Raw genomic sequence first — 23,222 nt, 5'->3', positions numbered from 1 at the left:
TTTTATATGTTTGGCCGAAGGACTCAAAAATTAGGATTTTGAACAATGCTGCCTTCGGATAAAACAATTTCTGAATTCGGGATCGGAAACAATAAATCCCTGCTTTCGTTAAAGGAAGTCCCTTTATTGCTATTCTCCCGTTGATTGGTGCGCTCAAAGGTGTCGGTGCTTATTTCGGTATTGTAGCGCACAAACGAACCGTTGGGACCGAAGAGATTGGCGATTACTTTTTTACCGTTGCTGTCATTCCAGCGACGGATGTCGTAAAGCCGTTGGTGTTCCAGTGCGAGCTCTAACCGTCTTTCATCGCGAATGGCCTGTCGCAAAGCTTCTCCACTACTGCTCACCGGATTTAAATTGACACGTTCCCGAACGCGGTTGAGGGCATTGCGTGCTTCTCCGTCGTTACCAGTGGCGTTGGCAGCTTCGGCATACATCAGCAGAACATCGGCAAAGCGGAGCAAGCGATGGTTCAGTTTATTCCGGTTGCCATCATACGGAACGGCACGTTGTGCATGAGGAATGTAAAACTTCCGGTTGATCCGTGCCGACTTATGCTCTGCGGGCGCAATGACATAGTTTTTTGCTGCCTCACCCAGATCGTTCCATACATCATCCCCATGCTTGATAATGGTAGCGCGTAAACGTATTTCATCGCCGGCGGCTTTAAAAGCATTTTCTAGGTCGCTGGTAGGGCCACTCCATGACCAGCCACTATCATTACGGGAACCGGTGATTACCGAAAGACGGCCACCTAAATTGTAACCTACGGCATCGCTATACTGCACCTCAAAGAGGGATTCGATACTGTTGTTATGCTCGATTGTCCATACCTTATCAAAATTGTCCAACAGATCATACTCGCCGGAGGAAATTACCTGCGCCAAAACCTCTTCAGCCTCGGCCATTTTATTTTGGTACAGATATACTTTACCCAAGTAACCCAGTGCAGCACCTTTGGTAGCACGCCCGATATCGGCTGATGGATATTTGCTCCTCTCGGGTAGCCCCTCAGCAGCGGCTATCAGTTCTTTCTCTATAAATGCATAGCATTCCTCAAGGGTATTGCGGGTAACTCCCTGTACCTCTTCAGGCATGGACAAACTCTCGATGATGGGTACACCTCCAAAATTCTTAACCAGCTCAAAATACTGAAAAGCGCGTAAAAAGCGGGCTTCTGCAAGGATACGTTCGCGCAATTCCTCATTGGTAATCGGAGACTCCGGTAAGCGCTCCAGTACAACATTGCTCCGTAAAATAGCCTTGTAACGATACTGCCAATAGTTTTTCAGTAAGTCGTCTTGGCTCGGGTTCTGATAATGGGCGGTCCGTATATAACTGCTCTGGCTTTGCGTAGTGTTGTTCATCCACATATCGTCGGTTGCCATATCCGATGCGGGATAAAATTGCGCAACTTGCCACCAATCATCCCAAAAAACACCTTGGTAACAACCCGCGATTTGTTTTAACGCCTCTTCTTCCGTTTGAAAATAGGTGTCTAAATTTTCCTGTCCCAGTGCGGGTCTATCCAAAAATTTTTCGCAGCTTGTGAAGAGGTAGCTGCCTGCGTATATGGAAAGTGCTATAAATATCTTTTTCATCGTGTAATAATTTTAGAACGTGAGGTTTAAACCAAGAAGAAAAGTACGGGGATTAGGATAACCTAAGCGATCTATACCCGATTCCAGAGCTGTCCCTCCGGATGCCACCTCAGGATCTAAGCCGGTATAATTGGTGATCGTAAACAGGTTCTGTGCAGATAAGGACAGCCTAAGCTGGCCATTCGACCACATCGAGGAGGGTAGGGTATATCCCAGTTGTAACAGCTTCGCCCTTAAAAAGCTACCATTTTCAACCATAAAGGTCGAGGGAATACGATAGTTATTGTTCAAATCATTTACAGACAAGCGGGCAAATGTATTGGTGCTTCCCTCGCCGTTCCAAGCCTTATCAAAGGCATCGGCATAGACGTTTTGGCCATTTTCTCCAGAATAGAAACCAACTTTGGGTAAGTTCATGATATCGTTGCCGACCGAACCATAGAAATTGGCAACCAGATCAAAGTTTTTGTAACCCAGACGGGCGTTAAATCCAACCGTAAAATCTGGAAATGCTTTGCCCATAAACACTTTGTCATCTTCGTTTAGCTGGCCGTCTCCGTTGGTATCCCTAAAGATAAAATCTCCGGGTTGTGCATTAGGCTGGATAAGCGTGGCATCGGTTCCGGCATGTTGCTGCACTTGCTCCTCATTTTGGAATACGCCATCGATCTGATAGCCGAAAAATCGGCTTATCTCTTCGCCGGGTATATTGCGTATCGCCAGGTCGTTATAGACCGCCCCGGTTAGAATAGGGGCATCCATAGCCAGTTCCATCGCTTTACTCTGCACGGCCGTCATGTTCAACCCTAAATCATAAGTGAATGCGTGGCTATTGTCGCTGTACTTGAGCGCAAACTCCCATCCTTGTGCCTGCATGCTCCCGATATTGGCCCACATCTGGGCATCCCACATCGGATAACCGAGGACGAGTAGATTGTTTTTCTGCATGAGCATGTCGTGATTCCGCTTTCGGAACCAATCTATTCCTACCGTGAACTTGTTCTGTAAAAAAGCCAAATCTAAGCCTACGTTTACATCTTCGACGGTTTCCCAGGTTAGCAGCGGATTACCCACTTGACTAACGGCAGATCCGACGTATCGCGTGCCTTCCGGCCCGAACACATAGTCCGCCGGTCCGATCAGGTTGATATAAAGACCTGGTCCCGCAACAGATTGGTTGCCCACACGGCCCCAGCCCGCACGCAGCTTGATATCTTGAAAGATGTCCTGTCCTGCTAGAAACGACTCATTGCTGACACGCCACGCACCCGAAATAGACGGGAAATTGGCATAGCGGTTACCTGCAGGAAATGCCGAAGATCCGTCGCGTCTAAAGGTCGCTGTAAGGTAATATTTCGAATTATAGTTGTACGTTAGCCGGCCCAACACCGACATCAACGTCCGGTAAGTGTCGGTACCAGATGCTTTTTCCTCATCGGTACCGGCATCGAGATAGCGAAGGTCAGGGTGGCTATTTGGCAGGTCATACCGCGAACCAAGCAACCCATAAGTGCTAAACTTTTCCATCGTAAAACCGACCATCGTAGTGAAATAGTGTTTATCCAGATCAAACATATAGCTTAGGGTGTTCGTCCAGTTCCAATCGATATTGGTGTCGTTCCGACGCTCGATATAGCTACGCTCACCTTGCTCTAGATTGTCAATAAAAAATTCAGGTTCAAATTTGTGCGCGTTTTGTACCCGTGCATTTACGTTAAACTGCGTCCGTGCGGTCATTCCTTGGATAGGCGTAACCGTCAGGTGAGGCGTCATAATCAATGCGAAATGTTGTATTTTTTCGTCTAAACGGGCCAAACGTCCCATCGGGTTCCATACTTGATTATGCTTGGAACGAGCATAGTTGTTGAATACATTGGTTTCCCATTCATCTGTCGGACGGAATATGGGCGTAGTAGGATCCATCCGCATAATGTCGGCATACAAGTCTGGCGTGTTTGTCCAGGATTCATAGCGCGGGGCGAGGTCGATCCCCAACTTAATATCCTCGATGAGGGTATATTCATTATTTAGCCGTATGGACAAGCGATCCCAATAGCCCACATCGTACTGCGAATTCTGTCTGAAATACCCAACATTTCCGCTAAATACGTTCTTCTCGCTTCCTCCTTGAAACCCTACATTATAATTGTGGATCATGGCTGTCGTATTGACAGCTTCTTTCCACCAATCTGTGCCGTCGCCGGGTTTTAAATTATCTTCCGCATTCCAAATTGGCTCATTGTCGTCGTTGGTATACCGTGTTTTGTATACCTGCTCGTAGATGGATGCATCCGCTATATTCGGCTTGGAAATGGTTTGTATTCCTGTAGATCCGCTAAAGGTAAATACGGTTTTGCCCGACTTACCTTTTTTGGTTGTGATGAGGACTACTCCATTCGATGCCCGGGTTCCGAAGATAGCAGCGGCTGATGCGTCTTTCAGGACTTCCATACTCTCTATATCTTCTGGATTCAAGAAATTTAGGTTTGTACCCGGGGGTAGGGGCACGTTGTCTACCACATACAGGGGATCTGAACCGTTGACCGATGTAATTCCACGAATAATGACACGCGGACTTGCCCCTGGTCCTCCAGAGCCCGTAATCTGCACACCATTGGCTTTTCCCTGCAAGGCGTTTAGCGCACTACCGGCCGTAAAATCTTTTAGATCTTCGCCTTTGACCGAAGTAATGGAGCTCGTTAGATCACTCTTGCGGACAGCACCGTAACCGACTACAACGACTTCCTCCAAATCGGATGCCATCGGTTCTAAAAATACATCGATTGTTGATTTGCCTGCTACAGGTAACTGCTGCGGTTGATAGCCTACAAAGCTGTATACCAACGTGTCTTGGGGTGCCGCGGCAATATGATAAGAACCGTCGTTGTCCGTCGAAGTGCTAATGGGCTTTCCCTTCACGGCTACTGTAGCTCCACTGATTATGGTATCGTCACTTCCTTTTACTACCCCGCTTACCGTTGGTTGCTCTTGAGCCCAACCGATAAGGGGTGCGATAAATAGCATAATAATTAAATATGTCTTCATTTTCCTTGATTTTTAATATACAGTCCTTCTTTATCTGTATGCTCATTCGCGGATCGAGTGTTTTAATAAATAGCGGTTGCGTCTTGTTTCTTTTGTTCTTGCTGTTGGGGTTTGAGGTTGTCTGCAAGCCACTTCGGATTCCGGATCGTCGCAGGCCGGAAATCGTCACTGTTCATATACCGCAGAATGGATTGCAAGAGTTGCTTCGCGACGATCCGCTTTTCCAAATTGGAGTTAAGATCGATGGAAACAACCATCAGTTTCCCTTCATTAAGAGAACCCTCGAAGGCTAGTGCCAGCTTTCTGTTGTTGGCGAAATTATCAATCATCTGGATGAGGGGTGTTCCACCTTCCAGAGAGTCGATAATCAAAGTGGTAGAGTTGACATTTAGATCCCACCATTGCCAGTCGGTATGATTGTCTGTAGGAAAGTCGGCAAACACCGCGTTCTGCTTATCTAATAATAACCCCATTGTTCCGGCTTGTGTTGGAAAATGTACGGGGCTCCAAAAGACGGGAACGAACTTTCCTTCCAGCCCCTTGGTGGTCTTCCAATCGGGATTTAAGAGCACTTTTTTACCTGCTTGTACCTGTTGTATAGCCTCGGTAACATCATTGGTGTAGATGACGTCTCCAAAATTCACGGTTTCTGAGGCGGGATATACCCAAATATTCCAACTGTTGCTATAATTAGTACCGGCTATTTGCAGTTGGACAGTGAGTTTTGTGGCTTCTTGTATGCTGCTGAGGTCGACCGAAAACTTTCCGAGACCATCATTAAAGCCCATGCCGAGCTGTACGTCAAATTTTCCTGACTCCAGGAGAGCATCGTTTTTGCTGATGGACCACTCGATCGTTTGGCTTTCATGAAAAGGCTGAAGGTAATTGGAGACACTGACGTCTGCATGGAATACCTCCGAGTTTTTATACGTTGCCTTTTCGAAATTTAAAAGTGGAACAAGGGGGCCATTGAAGCGCTTAAAATCTGTGGAATCGAGTATACCTTTACTTTCCCAAAAAGCATCTAACAAACCTACCAGAGCTGTTCCTTGCCCCGGAAAGTCATGGAGATCGAGTAATTGAAAGCCGCTGATGCCAGCAGTCTTTAAGGCGCGTTCGATCTCTTCTTTGTATAGGATGGCAGCAAGCTTACCGGATGATTGTAAGAAGTCGTCAGCCTGCTGGATTAGCCCCTTCTTCTGCAAATCGTTCCGTATCGCTTTGAAGTTTAACGGATCTAAAACGCCCGTGTATTTGTCGATCTCGCGTATATTGGGGAAAACAGCATATTGTCCAATCTCGTGGGTCACAACAGGGACATGGACATTAGCCAATGCACTGTTGTAGTTTTTGTTAAACGATGGACTTTGCGCGTTAAAAACACCTTGACCTCTAACCCAACCGTCTTTGGTCCATTGGGTCACAAAGAAATCGTCGTTTGGTTCCGGTCTATCGCCGTGTCCTTTTTCAAAGGTAAACGAGGTGTTCGCAAATAACCGCCGATTGTCCGTCTCCTTTAAATCAGAGACCATTTTATTGAGCACCGACATATTGCCTTGTAGTTCATTGCCTAAGCTCCACAACATAAACGATGGGTGGTTACCATATTCTTTGATCATCCGTTGGGCCTCTTCGTAAAGAAATTCGGTGGTACTCTGGAATTCACCGACGGTTAAAGACCAAATAGGCAGCTCCACCTGCAGATAAACGCCGAGCTGATCTGCTGCCGCGAACGCTGCTTCAGGAGGGCACCACGAATGAAAGCGGATGTGGTTTAATCCCCAGTTTTTTGCGGTTTGAAATATGTTTAACCATTCGTCTTTTTGCATGGGCGGGTGTCCGGTAAGCGGAAAAATATTGCATTCGAGCGTTCCCCGCAAAAATATAGGCTGTCCGTTCAGTTCAAATGTTTTGCCCTGTGCTTTGAAATCGCGAAAGCCAAAGTCTAAGGCGGTGTCGGTGGATCTGGATTTTCGACCTAACGAGAGATGTAAGCTATATAAGTTGGGGTGAAACTCGTCCCAAGGCAGAATTTCCTCCGTGATCGGGAGGGTAAATTCCACGACCTGTTCTCCTGCGGAGAGGGTTATCTCTTGATCTACCTGTCCGGCGAGCCCCTTGCCCGCTTTTAAAGAACATTCAACGTGCAAGGGCAATTTCATTGTGCGTGTCGTGTTATTTTGGATAACCGCTTTTACTTTTACGCTTTTGGCGGTGATATCGGGATAAACCTGTACGTCGTCAAAGTGTACCGCACGCTGATTTTCAAGGGAAAATTCGCCAATAACGCCGTTCCAGATGATTTGTGTGTGATCGGTGTAGGCATGTGCTAAGTTATTATAGCTGACGTCAAAGAATTTTCGATTGTCTATCCTTAAGGTAATCCGATGTGTTTGGCCGGGCGTGAGGTATTTACTCAGATCAAAATAGTGAGGCGCAATTAAGCTGTTTTGTTCGGTATCCACTTTTACGCCATCGACCCATACGGTCGTTTTCCAGATGACCCGCTCTAGCTTTAAAATTGTTTTCTCGCCGTTCCAGTCTTTCGGAATCTCGATTTCTTTAGCATACCAGGCAGCGCCGACATAGCGGTGTTTGCGGGTGAGATGTGTGAGCTGTAGTTTTTCCAATTCGGGAGTTAACGTGTTGGGGTTTCCCAACTTTGCATCGTCGAGTGTTCCCGGAAGGGAAAGCTGTGTGTCGAACAATCGATTTTCCCACTGCTCTTTCACACCGATATCCAAAGGATCGAGCGCGACGGCCCATTGCCCAGATAGATTAAGCTTGGTCTGCGAAAATAACTCGGTATATAAGCAACAAGCTATTAAAATAGAGAGTAAAAGCTTGCGGACCGTCTGGTTTTTAGTTGAAAACTTCATTTTTTAAAATTTGGATTTACTGACAATAAATTCATGAAATAAAATGTATCATAAACACGCAAACACATCGACACGATACTTCCCTATAGTAAAGAGCAACTATGTAAAAATACCTTTTTGATCACTTTTACGATAGCGTGATGTTATTGCTAAGATTTATAACAAAAGCAAATTTATTAGGATATTCTGAGTTAGAAAATGGACTATAATCTGTAAAACATGTAGAAAAAAACTATTTTTAATTATAAGCCCCCGTAAAAATGTCTATCATTTTCACTGAATCATCCATTTTGTTTTGTCGGATGGAACCCTATGTTTGTGTACAGTTAGACCTGATTATAGGATATCTTTTATCTACAAGCCAGGCATGTGTTTTCTAGGCTTTCTTTTTCTACGGATGGAAAGAGACAGCCTCAACATTGACAGATAAATTTAAATTACGCAAACAATGAATGACCTTTTTGTAAATGTTTGGGAAGAGAAGATCAAGATTCCTACCTATAAATGTGGCAATCCGGAGAAAAATCCGATGTTTTTTGAGAAACGTGTTTATCAAGGTAGTAGTGGGGTGGTTTATCCCAATCCGGTTATCGAAAAGATATACGACGATAAAGAGGATGTCGAATACACCGCTTTATTTCTGGAAAATAAGTATATAAAAATTATGATCTTGCCTGAACTGGGCGGGAGAATCCAGCGGGCATACGACAAAGTAAAAAAACGGGATTTTATCTATTATAACCATGTCATCAAACCGGCCTTGGTGGGGCTGTGCGGTCCGTGGATATCGGGAGGGATAGAGTTTAACTGGCCACAACATCACAGACCAAGCACATTTCAGCCGGTGGATTACACGATAGAAGAAAATGCGGATGGGAGCAAAACCGTTTGGGTAAACGAAATTGAGCGCATGTTTGGTACCAAAGGAATGGCCGGGTTCACGGTTTATCCGGAAAAAGCATACCTGGAAATCAAAGCCAAAGTATATAACCGCACTGCACTGCCGCAGACGTTTCTATGGTGGGCGAATCCGGCTGTCAAGGTCAACGATTACTATCAATCCGTTTTTCCGCCAGATGTAAATGCAGTGTTTGACCATGGCAAACGGGATGTAACCAGTTTCCCAATAGCAACGGGGACCTATTATAAGGTAGATTATTCGCCCGGAACGGACATTTCCAATTATAAAAATATACCGGTACCGACGTCGTATATGGCGGTTAAGTCAAGCTATGATTTTGTGGGCGGTTATGAAAATGATACGCAGGCCGGGATTCTGCATGTTGCCAACCACCACGTTTCGCCGGGCAAAAAGCAGTGGACCTGGGGAAATGGGGATTTCGGTAAGGCTTGGGACCGTAACCTAACCGACGAGGATGGCCCTTATATTGAACTGATGACTGGCGTATATACCGACAATCAACCTGACTTTACCTGGCTAATGCCTTATGAGGAAAAATCGTTTACGCAATATTTTATGCCTTATCAGGAGTTGGGCGTAGTGAAAAATGCCACGAAGGACATGCTGATTTATATGGATACGGAAGGGCAGAAGGCGATTGTAAAAGTATTTTCTACATCAGAGCAACGGAGGAATCAACTCGCGATCTGGTGTGGAACCGAGTTGCTCCATAAAGAGGTATTTGACGTTTCACCGGAAAACGTATTTGTTAAAGTGATAAACCTCCAAAGGGAAGTAAACGGGAAAGATCTTAAAGTGGTTATACAGGATCATACCGGAAAAGAACGGATTAGCTATGAACCTCTTCGGGATATCGCTACCGAATTTCCCAAATCTGCCGAAGCGGCTTTACCTGCACAAGAGGTGGAGAATACCGAGCAGCTGTTTTTAACCGGTCTACACTTGGAACAATACCGGCACGCTACATACAATCCAGTTGATTACTATGAGGAGGCCCTTCGCAGAGATCCAAAGGATGCGCGAAACAACAATGCGCTGGGAAAATGGTATTTAAGAAAAGGGAAATTTGAGAAAAGCGAGCCCTACCTGGGAAAGGCTATTGAAACCTATACGCAGCGAAATCCTAATCCCTATGATGGCGAACCGTATTACAATCTCGGTTTATCGCTTAAATTTATGGATCGGCTAGACGATGCCTATGAGGCTTTCTATAAAGCGGTATGGAATGGTGCGTGGCAGGATAGTGGCTACTTTTCGTTGGCACAGATCGACCTCATAAAGGATGATCTAACGCAGGCATTCGAACATATCAATTGGTCTATAGACCGAAATGCGCGGAATAATAAAGCCTGGGTTTTAAAAGCCGCTATTCTACGCAAACAATATCAATGGGATGAAGCGATAGCCGTAAGTAAAGAAGCTATTAAGCGCGACCGATTTAATTTAGGTGCGTATTTCGAGCTTGGTAAATCCTATTCGCTGCTTGATCAGAAAGATAAATCGGCTGAATCTTTGGAAGAGTTGGAAAGGCTATCGCGAAAATACAGCAATAGTTTTCTGGAATATGCTTTGGATTATGCGGCAGCGGGACTGTATCCCGAAGCTATCGAAGTGTTGAGCGTCGTAGCAACAGACATCCATCGTCAGCCCATGATTGCCTACTATTTGGGGTGGTTTACGTGGAAGGCTGGCGATGAGCAAAAGGCGAAATCCTGGTTTAAGCGGGCTGCCTCGGCGCATCCAGAGCTTTGCTTTCCCAATCGATTAGAAGAGATCGGCGTGCTGGAATGTGCGCTGAAACTGAACCCGGAGGATGCGAAAGCACCTTATTATCTGGGTAATCTATGGTATGATAAACGGCAATATGACGATGCTATACAGCTGTGGGAAACCTCAATAAAACGCGACGATACCTTTGCTACCGTTTTCCGGAATTTAGGAATAGCTTACTTTAATAAAAAGGCGAATCCCGCTCGTTCCGTGGAATGTTTTGAGAAGGCTTTTGCAATTGATCCGAACGATTCGCGGGTGTTCATGGAGCTCGATCAATTGTATAAACGCTTGAATAGGCTTCCGGAAGAGCGCCTAAATTTATTGGAGAAGCACAACGCACTGCTGGAAGCGCGAGATGACCTATATTTAGAACGGGTTTCCTTATATAATTTTCTGGGTGAATATGAGAAAGCGCGCGAGCAATTGTCCCGACGAAAGTTTCACCCTTGGGAAGGTGGCGAGGGAAAGGTACCTGAGCAATATGTATACAGTTTAATGGAATTAGCTAAAAAAGCTATTCGGCAAGCGGAATTTGAGGCTGCCATCCAGCTATTGGAGCAGGCACAGGTATATCCTGTAAATTTGGGTGAGGGTAAACTCATTGGAGCAAAAGAAAATGATTTGTTTTATTGGCTAGGGGAAACCTATCAGGGAATGGGCGAAACTGAAAAGGCCGATATTAGTTTTAAAAAGGCTACCGAAGGCGAAAATGAACCTGTTGCTGCGGTATTCTATAACGACCAGAAACCAGATATGATATTTTATCAAGGGCTGGCCTGGAGGAAATTGGGTGATGAGCAGAAAGCTACCGGGATTTTCAACAAACTCATCGCATACGGACAAACTCATATTAACGACAAGCCGCAGATCGATTACTTTGCCGTATCTCTGCCGGATATGCTCATTTTTGATGACGACTTAGCTGTTAGAAATGAAATTCATTGTCGATACATGATGGGGCTAGGCTATTTAGGCTTAGGGAAACCGGACAAAGCGAATGAGGAGTTTGAAAATGTCTTGCGAAAAGACAGTATACACGTTGGTGCGAAAACACATTTGGCGTTTATTAAAATGCAGGAAAAGAAAACAGTTGATTAGCGATGATTCTAAATCGGATAAAATTTGTAGTTGCTTGGATATGCTGCTTGAGCCTGCTGACGGTTACCGCACAACACCGTGATTCTTTTGCTAGAGAGCGGATAGATCTTCGTGGCGACTGGCAATTACAGCTGGACACCGACGCAGGTATACAGGAGCGGTGGCAGGATCGTACATTTAAAGAGACGGTAACTTTGCCAGGTTCGTTGGAAGAGCAGGGAAAAGGTGTTTTTGTGAAGGATTCGACGACTGACCATCTTAGCCAAACCTGGAAATATATCGGAGCCGCTTGGTATCATAAAGAAATTGAGATTCCCGAACATTGGAAGGACAAACAAGTCAGGCTGTTTATGGAAAGGACGAAGGCCACTCAAGTTTGGCTCAACGGCGAGTGGATGGGGGAATGCAAGGTATTATTGGCACCGCAGGTATACCGTTTTGAGAAGCCATTGACTCCTGGCAAGCATACCCTGACGATCCGGGTAGATAATTCGCCCAACTTGGCACCGGTGGGCGGATCGCACGCGCTAAGTGTACACACCCAGACGAACTGGAACGGGATAATCGGAGAATTATTTTTAGAAGCTATCCCTGCCATAGAAATTTACCAAATGAAGCTCACACCCAAAGTAGCTGATAAGCGTGTGGAGGTGAAGCTGAACCTTAAAAATAATATACACGCCAAACAGCAGGTGCGGATAGAACTGCAAGCACATACGCATAATACCCCCCAGAAGAAGCATGTAAAAGCTTTATCGCTACCTGTACAGCTTCATACGGACGATAGTATCGTGGCAATCGATTACCCCTTAGGCAAAGATGCTTTGCTATGGGATGAATATAACCCGGCATTATATAAATTATCCGTCCGCCTGCTTGTAGATGATGCCATTTACGACGAGCAAACGGCTACTTTAGGGCTGCGCAATTTCGATACACGAGGCACACAGTTTACAAATAATGGGGAAATTGTCTTTTTAAGGGGCAAAAATGATGTTTGTATTTTCCCCTTAACGGGTTATCCGTCGATGAAGACGGAGGATTGGCGACGGCTATACCGAATCGCAAAAAGCTATGGCATCAACCATTACCGGTTTCATTCATATACACCGCCGCAAGCGGCTTTCGAAGCAGCAGATTTAGAAGGGATTTATATTCAAACGGAATTGCCCAATTGGTCGCAAATGACGGCGAAAGATACCGCTGCTATTGCTTTTCAACAGCAGGAAGGGCAGGCTATATTGGATGCGTATGGGAATCATCCGTCGCTGGTTATGCTGTCCTTGGGAAATGAGCTGATAGGCGATCGCGAAGTTCATGAAGCGTTAGTGGACCGGCTCAGAAAGCACGATGCCCGTCCGTTGTATGCTTTTGGAACCAACGCTTTCTACGAGAATCCGGCGCCGGGAGAAACCGATGATTTTTGGGTAACCATGCGTACCGGCGGAGAAACGCCCAACGGGAAATACGATGTGAGAGGTGGTTTTGCTACGCCGGAAGATGCAGGAAATGGACAGATTAATACACAGCAACCCTCTACCCGGAGGAATTTTACGGCGGGTATTGCGGGGCACTCACTTCCTATCATCGGTCATGAAAATGGTCAATATCAAGTATATCCTGATTATCGTGAAATCGATCGGTATACCGGCGTTTTACGGCCGCTGAACTTCGAGATATTCAGAAAACGCCTTCAGGAAACTGGCATGGGCGATCAGGCATCCGATTTTTTGAATGCCTCTGGAAAACTTACGGCTTTGCTCTACCGCGAAGAAATTGAAATGGCTCTCCGCACACCCGGCTTTGCAGGTTTTCAATTATTGGATCTTCAAGATTTTCCGGGGCAGGGGACAGCATTGGTAGGTTTGTTGAATGCTTTTATGGAAAGTAAGGGACTGATCGACGAAGCGGAATTTCGACAGTTTAATAACGATGTTGTGATCCAGTTGCTGATGGATAAATACGTTTGGCGTAGTGATGAAACTTTTACAGCGGATATCCAGTTGGTCAATTACAGTCCACAAACCATACAAGACAAGGCGCTGGAATGGAGGATCGTTGATACGGAGACTAACGATCAGATTATTTCCGGAAAATTGTCCATTCGGGCTAACAAAGGTCAAATCAGCCCTATTGGGCATATCTCTTTTCCGCTTAAAAACCAGAAAAAGGCATCCAAGTTTCAGGTCGAACTTCGTGTACCTTCTACGGGGCTAACCTCCGTTTATCCCATTTGGGTATATCCGGCTCATGTCACGATGGATGTTCCCAAAAATGTGCATGTGGCCACAGAATATAATGACAAAGTGGTGGATTTATTGAAAGCGGGTGAACGGGTCATTTTATTTCCGAATCACGTGACCGTAGCGGAACTATCGATAAAACCGCAATTTATTAGCGAATTTTGGAACTGGAAAACATTTAAAAATTCTGCCGAAAGGATGAACCGACCCGTTTCGGCAGGTACTTTGGGGATGCTAACCGATCCTGAACACCCTTTGTTTAAACATTTCCCGACGGAAGCGCACAGCAATTGGCAGTGGTGGTCGATTATGAAGATGGCCCGACCATTGATTTTAGACCATACGGATAAGCGCTATCGTCCCATTGTACAGATAATAGACAATATTGATCGAAATCATAAACTCGGAATGTTATTTGAATTTCAAGTAGGGGCGGGCAAGCTCTTTATTTCGATGGCCAATTTAATCCCCAACTTAAATCAACCGGAGGTACGCCAGCTGTACTATAGCATGCTCCAATACGTGAGTTCGGATGATTTTGCACCCCAACAATCTATTCAGCCGCAGCAGTTGAATCAATTATTAAAAAAAGAAAACCCAAGACCATGATGTATTCCTTAAAATGGGGTATCGCCTCCCTGTTCATATTCGTTGGTACGATAGCCAACGCCCAAAATGAAAAACATCCTTCGAGAAAATCGCTGTTGGAAACAGTAGAAAAACGAATAAAAGAATCTGCCAGCCAATATACGTTCTTGATGCAGGAATTGAAGCCGGACCGGTTTCCGGTTACCTATTATGAAGATAAGGGACAGTTGGTTACCAGCGGCTCCGAACCTTGGGTAGGGGGCTTTTATCCGGGAGGTTTGCTGTACCTCTATGAGTTGACAGGCGATACGCTACTGTATCAGGAAGCGCTAAGAAAAATGGACGTTCTAAAAAAGGAACAATTTAATACCACGACGCATGATCTGGGCTTTATGATGTACTGTTCTTTCGGAAACGCAAAGCGGTTGGAACCGAAACCAGCTTATGATTCTATCCTCGTTAACAGTGCGCGATCGTTGGCGTCGCGTTTTAATCCGAAAGTAGGTTGTCTGCGTTCGTGGGATTCGGATTCGTCGCAGTTCATGGTGATCATTGACAATATGGTGAATCTAGAGCTGCTGTTTGCAGTGACAAAAATGACGGGGGATTCATCTTTTTATAAAATTGCTGTTGAACATGCCAATACTACGATGAAGCATCATTTTCGTCCGGATTATAGCTCGCACCATTTGGTAATATATAACCCGGGTAATGGAGAGGTACGAAAAAAGCAGACGGTGCAAGGCGCCTCCGACTCGTCTGCCTGGGCGCGCGGGCAAGCGTGGGGATTGTATGGATACACCGTCATGTACCGCGAAACGGGCGATCCCTTGTATCTGGAGCAAGCTAATCATATTGGTCAATTTATTTTAAATCATCCCCATCTACCTGCAGACGGTATTCCTTATTGGGACTTTGATGCCGAAGACATTCCGGCGGCTCCTCGGGATGCCTCCGCCGGAGCCGTTATCTGTTCGGCACTGCTCGAGCTTAGCGGCTATGTAGAACAGCCGCTAAGCGAGACCTACCTTAAAGCTGCAGAAAAGATGCTGCAATCGTTGACATCGCCGACCTATTTTTCGGACTATGGAAAAAATGGAGGTTTTCTTCTCAAGCACGGAGTGGGGAATTATCCTCGCCATGCCGATATCGACGTACCGTTAATCTATGCGGATTATTATTTTATAGAATCGATGGCTCGATATAAAAGAATAAATTAGTCGTATGATTTGAAGTAAAATTGTCCATCCTTTTCCTAAAAACCTCTATTTTCCACACCCTAATAGGTCGTTATATTTGTTTGTAGTTTCAGCTAATTGATCTATCATAAACCTTTATCAACATGAAGAAAACATTACTCATTCTTATCGGAATAGCTTACTTTTTATCAATAGGCGATGTTTTTTCACAAACACGACGTATTCAAGGAAAGGTGGTTGAAGGTAACGAACCTTTGCCGGGCGTCAGCATTAAGATAAAAAATACAGACAGTGGCACGAGTACCAACGATGCGGGAGAATTCTCTCTGGAGGTATCTGATGACGCCGTTTTGGTGGTTAGTTTCCTCGGTTACGAAACACAGGAGGCGGCCGTAAACAACCGCAGATTCATAACGATTGATCTTCAGGCAGCGAATAATGAACTGATGGACGTGGTTATTGTAGGGTATGGGCAACAAAAGAAGATCACGACGACGGGTGCTATTGCATCGGTGTCGGGAGAGGATTTGGTCAGAGCGCCGGTGGCGGGTATCAGTAATGCCTTGATCGGTATGGCTCCGGGTTTGCAAGCGGTACAAAATTCCGGAGAATTTGGCAATGATAAGGCCACCATATTTATCCGGGGAATGGCCACGTTGAATGCTGGCGGACGAGGCCCTCTTATCATGATTGACGGTGTAGAAAGGGAAACCTATAATAATTTAGATCCTAATGAGATCGAGTCGATCAACATTTTGAAAGACGCGTCTTCGACGGCTGTATTTGGTGTGCGGGGTGCCAATGGGGTGATCTTGATCACCACGAAACAGGGGAAAACTGGAAAGCCTGTGATTAATTTTACGAGTAACGTCGCAGCCATACAGCCTTCTATTCTTCCGGAACTCCTCGGCTCTTATGAATATGCGCTACTTCGCAACGAGGCGCAGATGAATATGGGACAGACTCCCGTTTTCTCCGAAGAAGACTTACGGCTATATCAAACAGGGGAAGACCCTATATTTCACACCAGTAAAAATTGGATGGAGGAGTTGATCAAGCCTTTTTCGTTTCAACAATCTTACAATACCAATATTTCGGGAGGTACAGAACGGCTACAGTACTTTACATCGTTGGGCTATTTCAACCAAAGTGGAGGATACCATCAACCAGAGCAGGATTTAGGGTTTCCCTTTAAGCATACCTACGACAAATATAATATCCGGATGAACTTTGATTTTAAACCGATTGAGGATTTGACGATTTCGTTGAAACTGGGCAATCAGATTACGGATAATTCCATACCCAATGGTGGGGCTTGGGGGGCTTTTGATAAATCGGCCAATTTACCTCCGATGACGAGCCCCGGTTTTGTGGAGGGTAAATATATCGAAAAGATTACTGGTATGCCTACCGGCGTGCCTAACTTCAATCCTTGGGGGCAAGCAGGGCCGACCAGTACGGGAGGTGCCTTCGTGACGGACGATTACTCCAGCACCGTTAATACCAATTTGTCCATCAAGTACGACCTGCATAAGATAACACCTGGCTTATCGGTTCGGGCGATGGGTGCTTACGACAGTTACTATCTGAAACATAAGGTACGCAGTCGGTATTTTCCGGCCTATACGATCTTAAAGGATCCGAACAGCCCCATGGGGTACACCATGTATCAAAGCAAAGAAGGTGGACCATTCTATAATCTGTCTGAAAGTGTTGGCGATAACAACAAATGGCGTAAGATGTATACGGAGGCCGCACTGGATTACAACCGGACGTTTGGCGAATCGCATCAAGTTACCGGCCTTATTTTGGCAAATTTCCAACGTGCCTTTTATCCTAATTTAGCGTATAAGCTTCCTACTGCTTATCTGGGGTTGGTATCGCGGATTACATATGCATATAAAAATCGCTATTTGAGTGAATTCAATATGGGATACAACGGATCGGAAAATTTTCCGGAAGGAAAGCGTTTTGGTTTCTTTCCGTCGGTATCCGCAGGATGGGTAGCTAGTGAAGAACCATTTTTCCCGGAAAATGATTGGGTGACGTTTCTAAAATTTAGAGGCTCTTACGGTGAAGTGGGTAACGACAAAATTGGGGGCGACCGATATTTGTATCTCAACGGCCCCTATACCTTAGGAAATGGTGGCTATCAGGCCGTGGTATTTGGTGAGGCTGGTGTCAATATGACCCGGTTTAATATGTACCGCGAAGGAAAAATCGGAAATCCGGACGTAACCTGGGAGCGGGCGAAAAAACTGAATGTGGGAGCCGAACTTAAACTATTATCTAACCACCTGAGCATTACAGCCGACTATTTCGAAGAGAAACGGGATAATATTCTTTGGCGGTTATCGACCGTGCCGGAACTGGTGGCGGCAGAGCTGCCGGCTGCAAATATCGGCAAAGTAGAGAATAAAGGATACGAAATTGAAGTAGGGTATGATCATACCATCGGAAACGCGGCATTCTGGGTGAAGGGCGCGTATGCCTTTGCTAGGAATAAAATTATCTTTCAGGATGAGGCCACGCGGAAATACGACTGGATGCTACGGACCGGCAGACCGATCAATCAGTATTTCGGACTCACCTTCGAAGGGTTTTATAACACGCAGGAGGAAGTGGACGCTGCCCCGGCATCGCAATGGTCTACGGCGGGCGTGCAACTGGGTGATATGAAATATAAAGACCTGAATGGCGATGGGATAATCTCTACGGACGATATGGGACCGGTTGGGTATTCCGACTGGCCGGAAGTGACTTACTCCATTTCTGGGGGCTTTTCGTGGAAGGGATTTGATCTGTCGGCTCTTTTCCAAGGGACGGATAATGTATCGGTGAGGTTTGAGTCGGCTTCCGCTTATCCGTTTACTTCAGACTGGGGATCGGCTCAGAAATGGCACTTGGAACGATGGACTCCCGAGCGGTATGCGAATGGTGAAAAAATCACCTTTCCGCGGTTAGAATTATCCCCTGAAAGGCAGCATAATTATCAACCATCTTCATTTTGGATTCAGGATGCCTCTTACATCCGCTTAAAAAATGTAGAAATGGGATACCGCTTTACGGCTGATTTTCTAAAAAGAGTGGGGCTAACGTCGATGCGGGTGTACGTAAGCGGTAATAACCTGATTACCTGGGCCAACATGAAATATAGTAAAGATCCGGATGCGCGTGAATTATGGGGAAGGGTATATCCACCAATGCGGGTTTTTAATGGTGGCGTCAATTTTCAATTTTAATCCTGAAAGGCTATGAGCATGAAAAAGATAATTTTAATAAGCATCCTGACTTGTGTAACGGTATGTTTCTCTTGTAAAAAATACCTGGAAAAGCCGATAAGCAGTGAGGTGACGCTAGAGGATATTTTTGCTTCTAAGGAAAAGACAGAACAGTTTTTATGGAATGTCTATAGCACAGCGTCTATATACGAATTTCCGTTCTATTGGGCGGCATCGGAAAGTGGTTTCTATCACTACGGTGCAACCTATACCATATTGGCGGCAGCAACAGACGAAGCAGATGCCTACGCCAATCTCACCGGTGCGGAAGCGTTTAATACCGGCAACTGGAGTGCGTCTGATATTTATTGGTACGAGTTTAGAAGCGAGTTTTGTTATAAGGGGATTAGGAATGCCAATCTCTTTATCGAGAACATCGATCAGGCACCTTTTTCAGAGACGGAAAAAGCAGCGATGAAAGCGGAAGCTATCTTTCTGAGAGCACTGATGCACTTCGATTTGATGCAGCGTCTTGGTGGCGTGGCTATTGTAGACAAGGTACTTAAAGTTTCTTCGGCAGAAGATATTCCGGAGGTGCGTATTCCACGTAGTAGCTTCGAAGAGACCGTTAATTTTATTGTGAACAGTTGTGACGAGGCTGCCAGAAGCCTGCCCAATGCATACGCTAGTCAATACAGAGGACGGATTGTAAAAGGTGCGGCATTGGCATTAAAGGCGCGCACGCTCTTATATGCAGCGAGCCCCTTGTTTAACTCGGATGGTGCTTACCGGCCGGTAAGCGATCCGGCGCTACGCGCCATGATTGGTTATACAAATTATGATCCTGAGCGGTGGCGGATAGCGGCCGATGCAAACAAAGCTGTTCTAGATTGGGCGAAAAACGAGAGCGGATGGTGCGAGCTGTATCAGGGAAAAGAGAACCCCGTTGACCGCTACGAAGAAATATTTATTAACCCAAACGTCAACGAGATCATCCTGGATGCCGGTTTGATGGGACCCACGGCGACCAATTATTTCGTTCGTTTCATGACTCCCGGTACGGTGGTATATACCGGAACGGATCCGGTGAACATTGGGGTAACCTTCAATTTTACCAAATTCTATCAAAAAGCAGATGGTACCGATCAAGTATGGGATGAGCAGGAGGGCGTTGCGTATCCCTATGCGGAGTATCGACGGAAATTGGGAGAACTCGAACCGCGCTTTCAGGCGTCTGTATTCCAGTCGGGTACGGAATGGTCTAGAGGTACCGGTACCGTATATCATTTTTACGAACAGCAAAGCAGGCTGTTGGATCTATACAATGGTGTCGGTTTTTTGCGCAAATTTCTGAAAGGTGTACGCAACGGATCCAGTCCGGCACCAAAGTGGATCACCTTTCGATTGGCGGAATTCTACTTGAACTATGCGGAAGCCTTAAATGAGGCGAACGGATCATCCGGCGATATAATGGACGCCTTAAATACTATCCGCGAGCGGGTAGACATGCCACCTTATACCTACACTAACCAAGCGGATATGCGAGAAAAAATCCGTAGAGAAAGAGCTGTTGAGCTATCCTTTGAACAACACCGGTACTTCGATGTACGTCGATGGAAAATCGCGGGAACGGATGGCGTGATGAAGGGAGGGATGTATGGCCTGAGGCTCGCTGGGGGAGCGGAACCAACTTACAAACTAGAAAAGTTTGAAGAACGGGTTTGGGACGACAAAATGTACTTATACCCTTTCCGGGTCAGCGAAATTGATCTGGGGTATATTGTTCAAAATCCGGGCTGGTAAGTATAAGCTTTGTTTTATGATAAAGATTAATAAATTATGATATTTCCATTCAAAAGACATAATCTAGGTTTTAGAATCCTTCTGGTTGGGTGCTGTTCGCTGCCGCTATTTTTGCTTGCGCAGGGCACCGAACCTCCTGCGGATTCCCTGGTTCACGTTGCCTATGGCGTCCAAAATTCGGATGCGGTGACAGGCTCCCTCTCACACGTCAGCGGATTTACCTTACGCAAAACGCATACAGCCTCACTCTCGAATGCATTGATTGGGAGGCTGCCGGGGGTAACGATCACGCAGAACGGAGGTGCCCCGGGATTTGATGATCCGAGTTTTATGATCCGAGGCAGACATACCACGGGCAACAACGGACATTTGATCATGTTAGATGGTTTGCAAATAAATAGCCTGAGCCATATATCTCCCGATGAGATTGAGAGTGTAACTGCGTTGAAAGATGCAGCAGCACTAGCGCTATACGGTATGAAAGGCGCCAACGGTGTATTGCTCGTCACGACCAAACGGGGCGAAATCAGTGATAAGGTTAAGATTACCTTCAACGCGCGTTACGGTTCTCAACAAGCGACACAACTTCCGAAGTTTGCCGGTTCTTACGATTATGCCAGACTCTATAACGAAGCCTTAGCAAACGACGGTTTTTCGAGGTTGTACACGCAGACTCAACTAGAGGGCTACCGGGCAGGAACAGATCCGTACCCGTACTTGTATCCCGACGTCAATTGGTATGAGGAGGTACTTCAAAAAAATGCTCCCATCCAAGACTATTCCCTAACCTTTCGGGGAGGTAATGAGACCGCTAAATACTTTGTGATGCTGGGCTATATGGACAATCAGGGACTTTATGCCAACACCGACCAGGAACGGAATGCCAATATCGGCTTTCAGGCAATGAATTTCCGTGCGAACGTGGATTTGAACGTGACACGCAATCTAACAGCGCAGATCGGTCTGGGAGGCAATATACAGGATCGTAAATTTCCGCCTGTCTCTACCGAAGCGCTTTGGAAAAACATGGCTACTTATGCACCCAATCTTTATCCTGTAAGAACGCCTGAAGGTACGGTGACCGGCAGTGCAAACTTTCCGAATAATCCAATAGGCGATGTGCTGGAACGGGGCTACCAATCGCGACACGACAGAAACGTGCAGGCCAATTTCAAGCTGACCCAAAAACTGGATTTTATTACGAAAGGTCTCGATGTGTTTGGTGCGGCACTGTTTGACAACCTGTTTCAGAACCGCTACGACAAAACGCGTAATTACGCTTATTTTGAGCCGATATACACCCAATCTACTTCGGGTATGGATTCGGTGTATTTTCTTCAGCGCGGATTGGATACGGACTTAACGGTACAAACCGGTAATGACTATGAAAATAGCCGCTTGTTGTTTCAGGCGGGCTTTAACTACCTGCAAACCTTTGGTGATCATCAATATAGTGGAATGCTGATGTATCAACAGGACCAATATACTGTACTGGGTAATCAATCTCCCTTTGCCATGCAGGCGTTGTTGGGGCGGTTTAACTATAACTTCCAACAGAAGTATTACTTCGAGGCTGCTTTTTCATATTACGGTCTTGAAAACTATCCTCCCGGTCATCGCTTTGGGTTCTTTCCCGCGCTTTCTGCCGGATGGCTGGTACATAAAGAGGAGTTTTGGAATCAGGAAGCCTTGGTGGACTATCTAAAAATTCGGGCTTCGGCAGGGATTGTTGGGAATGATAAGGGAGCATCTCGTTTTAATTATAATCAGTATTGGGGTGTGCAAAACAGTCAAGGCTATTACTTCGGGCCTGGCCAAACCTGGTACAATGGGCTAATACAATTGGGAATAGCCAATCCGGAGATAACCTGGGAGAAAGGACGGATTTATAATGTAGGTGCTGATATGCGGCTGTTTAAAAACAAACTGAGCCTGAATGTGGATTTCTTCCACGAAAACCGATCGGATATTCTAGTCAATATGGGCAATGTCACGTCGGCCTTGTCTGGTTTTACAGATGGAAAAATGGAAAACAGAGGGCGGGTAATCAACTATGGGACAGAGGTGGAAATGAACTTTAACGGCCAGGCGGGTGATGTCGGCTATGTTGTTGGAGGGTGGTTTTCCTTTGTCCGTAACCAAATTAAAGAAAGCTATGAGACACCTAAAAAAGAAGCGTATAGCTATCGAGAAGGGCGGGCAGTCAGTCAGTACTTTGGCCTGGAAGCTATTGGTTTCTTTAAAGATGAAAGCGACATCTTCTCGAGCCCGCTACACACTTTTTCGGATGTACGCCCCGGTGACCTAAAATACCGAGATCAGAATAGCGACGGAATCATTGACGTAAACGACGAAATTGCTATCGGTCGCCATAGTTATCCGGAGATCAGCTTTGCGCTAAACGCGGGAGCTACCTATAAAGGATTCAACCTAAACTTCTTTTTGCAGGGGATGGCCAATCGCAGTGTATACTTAAATGGATACATGTTCCAGCCTTTTGCCAACGATGCTAATATTTCTGACTGGGCGGTGAATGGGCATTGGACTCCCGAAACACACGCTTCGGCTACCTTTCCGCGGTTGACTACCGAACCGAATGCCAATAACTACCGCTCGTCTACTTTCTGGGTTCGAAACGGGAATGTGCTGCGCCTCCGAAACGTAGAGCTCGGATATTCTATTCCTACAAGTCTGACCCGAAAAATAGGTATGGAACAAATAAGGGTTTACATCAGTGGATTGAATTTATTTAGTTGGGACGCTTTAGACGTGGATGTGGATCCCGAAACGCTGAGCGTGGGCTATCCCGTTATCAAGACGTATACAGCGGGTCTAAGTGTTAATTTTTAA

General features: G+C 45.8%; 9 protein-coding genes. 6 read left to right on the top strand and 3 right to left on the bottom strand.

Going from position 1 to position 23,222, the window contains the following annotated elements; genetic code table 11:
- Window positions 1-23: 23 nt before the first annotated feature.
- From H8B21_RS14860 to H8B21_RS14850, 3 genes are all read right to left on the bottom strand, one after another.
- Window positions 24-1,601 carry a RagB/SusD family nutrient uptake outer membrane protein gene (locus H8B21_RS14860; protein WP_190314540.1) on the bottom strand — a complete coding sequence of 526 codons (1,578 nt, stop codon included), beginning with the start codon at window positions 1,599-1,601 and terminating at the stop codon, window positions 24-26.
- 12 nt (window positions 1,602-1,613) lie between these two features.
- A complete protein-coding gene (locus H8B21_RS14855; RefSeq protein ID WP_190314539.1) occupies window positions 1,614-4,646 on the bottom strand; it encodes a SusC/RagA family TonB-linked outer membrane protein in 3,033 nt (1,010 codons plus the stop codon).
- Between the two features lie 62 nt (window positions 4,647-4,708).
- Window positions 4,709-7,525 carry a sugar-binding domain-containing protein gene (locus tag H8B21_RS14850; protein ID WP_190314538.1) on the bottom strand — a complete coding sequence of 939 codons (2,817 nt, stop codon included), beginning with the start codon at window positions 7,523-7,525 and terminating at the stop codon, window positions 4,709-4,711.
- Window positions 7,526-7,973: 448 nt separating this feature from the next.
- Between H8B21_RS14850 and H8B21_RS14845 the strand changes: the two genes are divergently transcribed.
- The 6 genes from H8B21_RS14845 to H8B21_RS14820 all read left to right on the top strand — a co-directional run bounded on the left by H8B21_RS14845 (window position 7,974) and on the right by H8B21_RS14820 (window position 23,222).
- Window positions 7,974-11,318 (top strand): DUF5107 domain-containing protein, encoded by a 3,345-nt coding sequence (locus tag H8B21_RS14845; protein WP_190314537.1) that lies wholly within the window; start codon window positions 7,974-7,976, stop codon window positions 11,316-11,318.
- Between the two features lie 2 nt (window positions 11,319-11,320).
- Entirely contained in the window at window positions 11,321-14,170 is a 2,850-nt protein-coding gene (locus H8B21_RS14840; protein ID WP_190314536.1) for a glycoside hydrolase family 2 protein, read from the top strand.
- Entirely contained in the window at window positions 14,167-15,369 is a 1,203-nt protein-coding gene (locus H8B21_RS14835; RefSeq protein ID WP_190314535.1) for a glycoside hydrolase family 88 protein, read from the top strand. Before H8B21_RS14840 ends, H8B21_RS14835 begins: the two co-directional genes overlap by 4 nt.
- Before the next feature lie 122 nt (window positions 15,370-15,491).
- Entirely contained in the window at window positions 15,492-18,590 is a 3,099-nt protein-coding gene (locus H8B21_RS14830; protein WP_190314534.1) for a SusC/RagA family TonB-linked outer membrane protein, read from the top strand.
- Window positions 18,591-18,608: 18 nt separating this feature from the next.
- Entirely contained in the window at window positions 18,609-20,372 is a 1,764-nt protein-coding gene (locus H8B21_RS14825) for a RagB/SusD family nutrient uptake outer membrane protein (protein WP_223815054.1), read from the top strand.
- 36 nt (window positions 20,373-20,408) lie between these two features.
- Window positions 20,409-23,222: a SusC/RagA family TonB-linked outer membrane protein gene (locus H8B21_RS14820; RefSeq protein ID WP_190314532.1), complete on the top strand. Its 2,814-nt coding sequence runs from the start codon at window positions 20,409-20,411 to the stop codon at window positions 23,220-23,222.

The sequence above is a fragment of the Sphingobacterium chuzhouense genome, assembly GCF_014692525.1.
GTDB lineage: Bacteria > Bacteroidota > Bacteroidia > Sphingobacteriales > Sphingobacteriaceae > Sphingobacterium > Sphingobacterium chuzhouense.
Note: the sequence above shows the minus strand (reverse complement) of the source record. Positions and strands in the feature narration are given on the sequence as shown.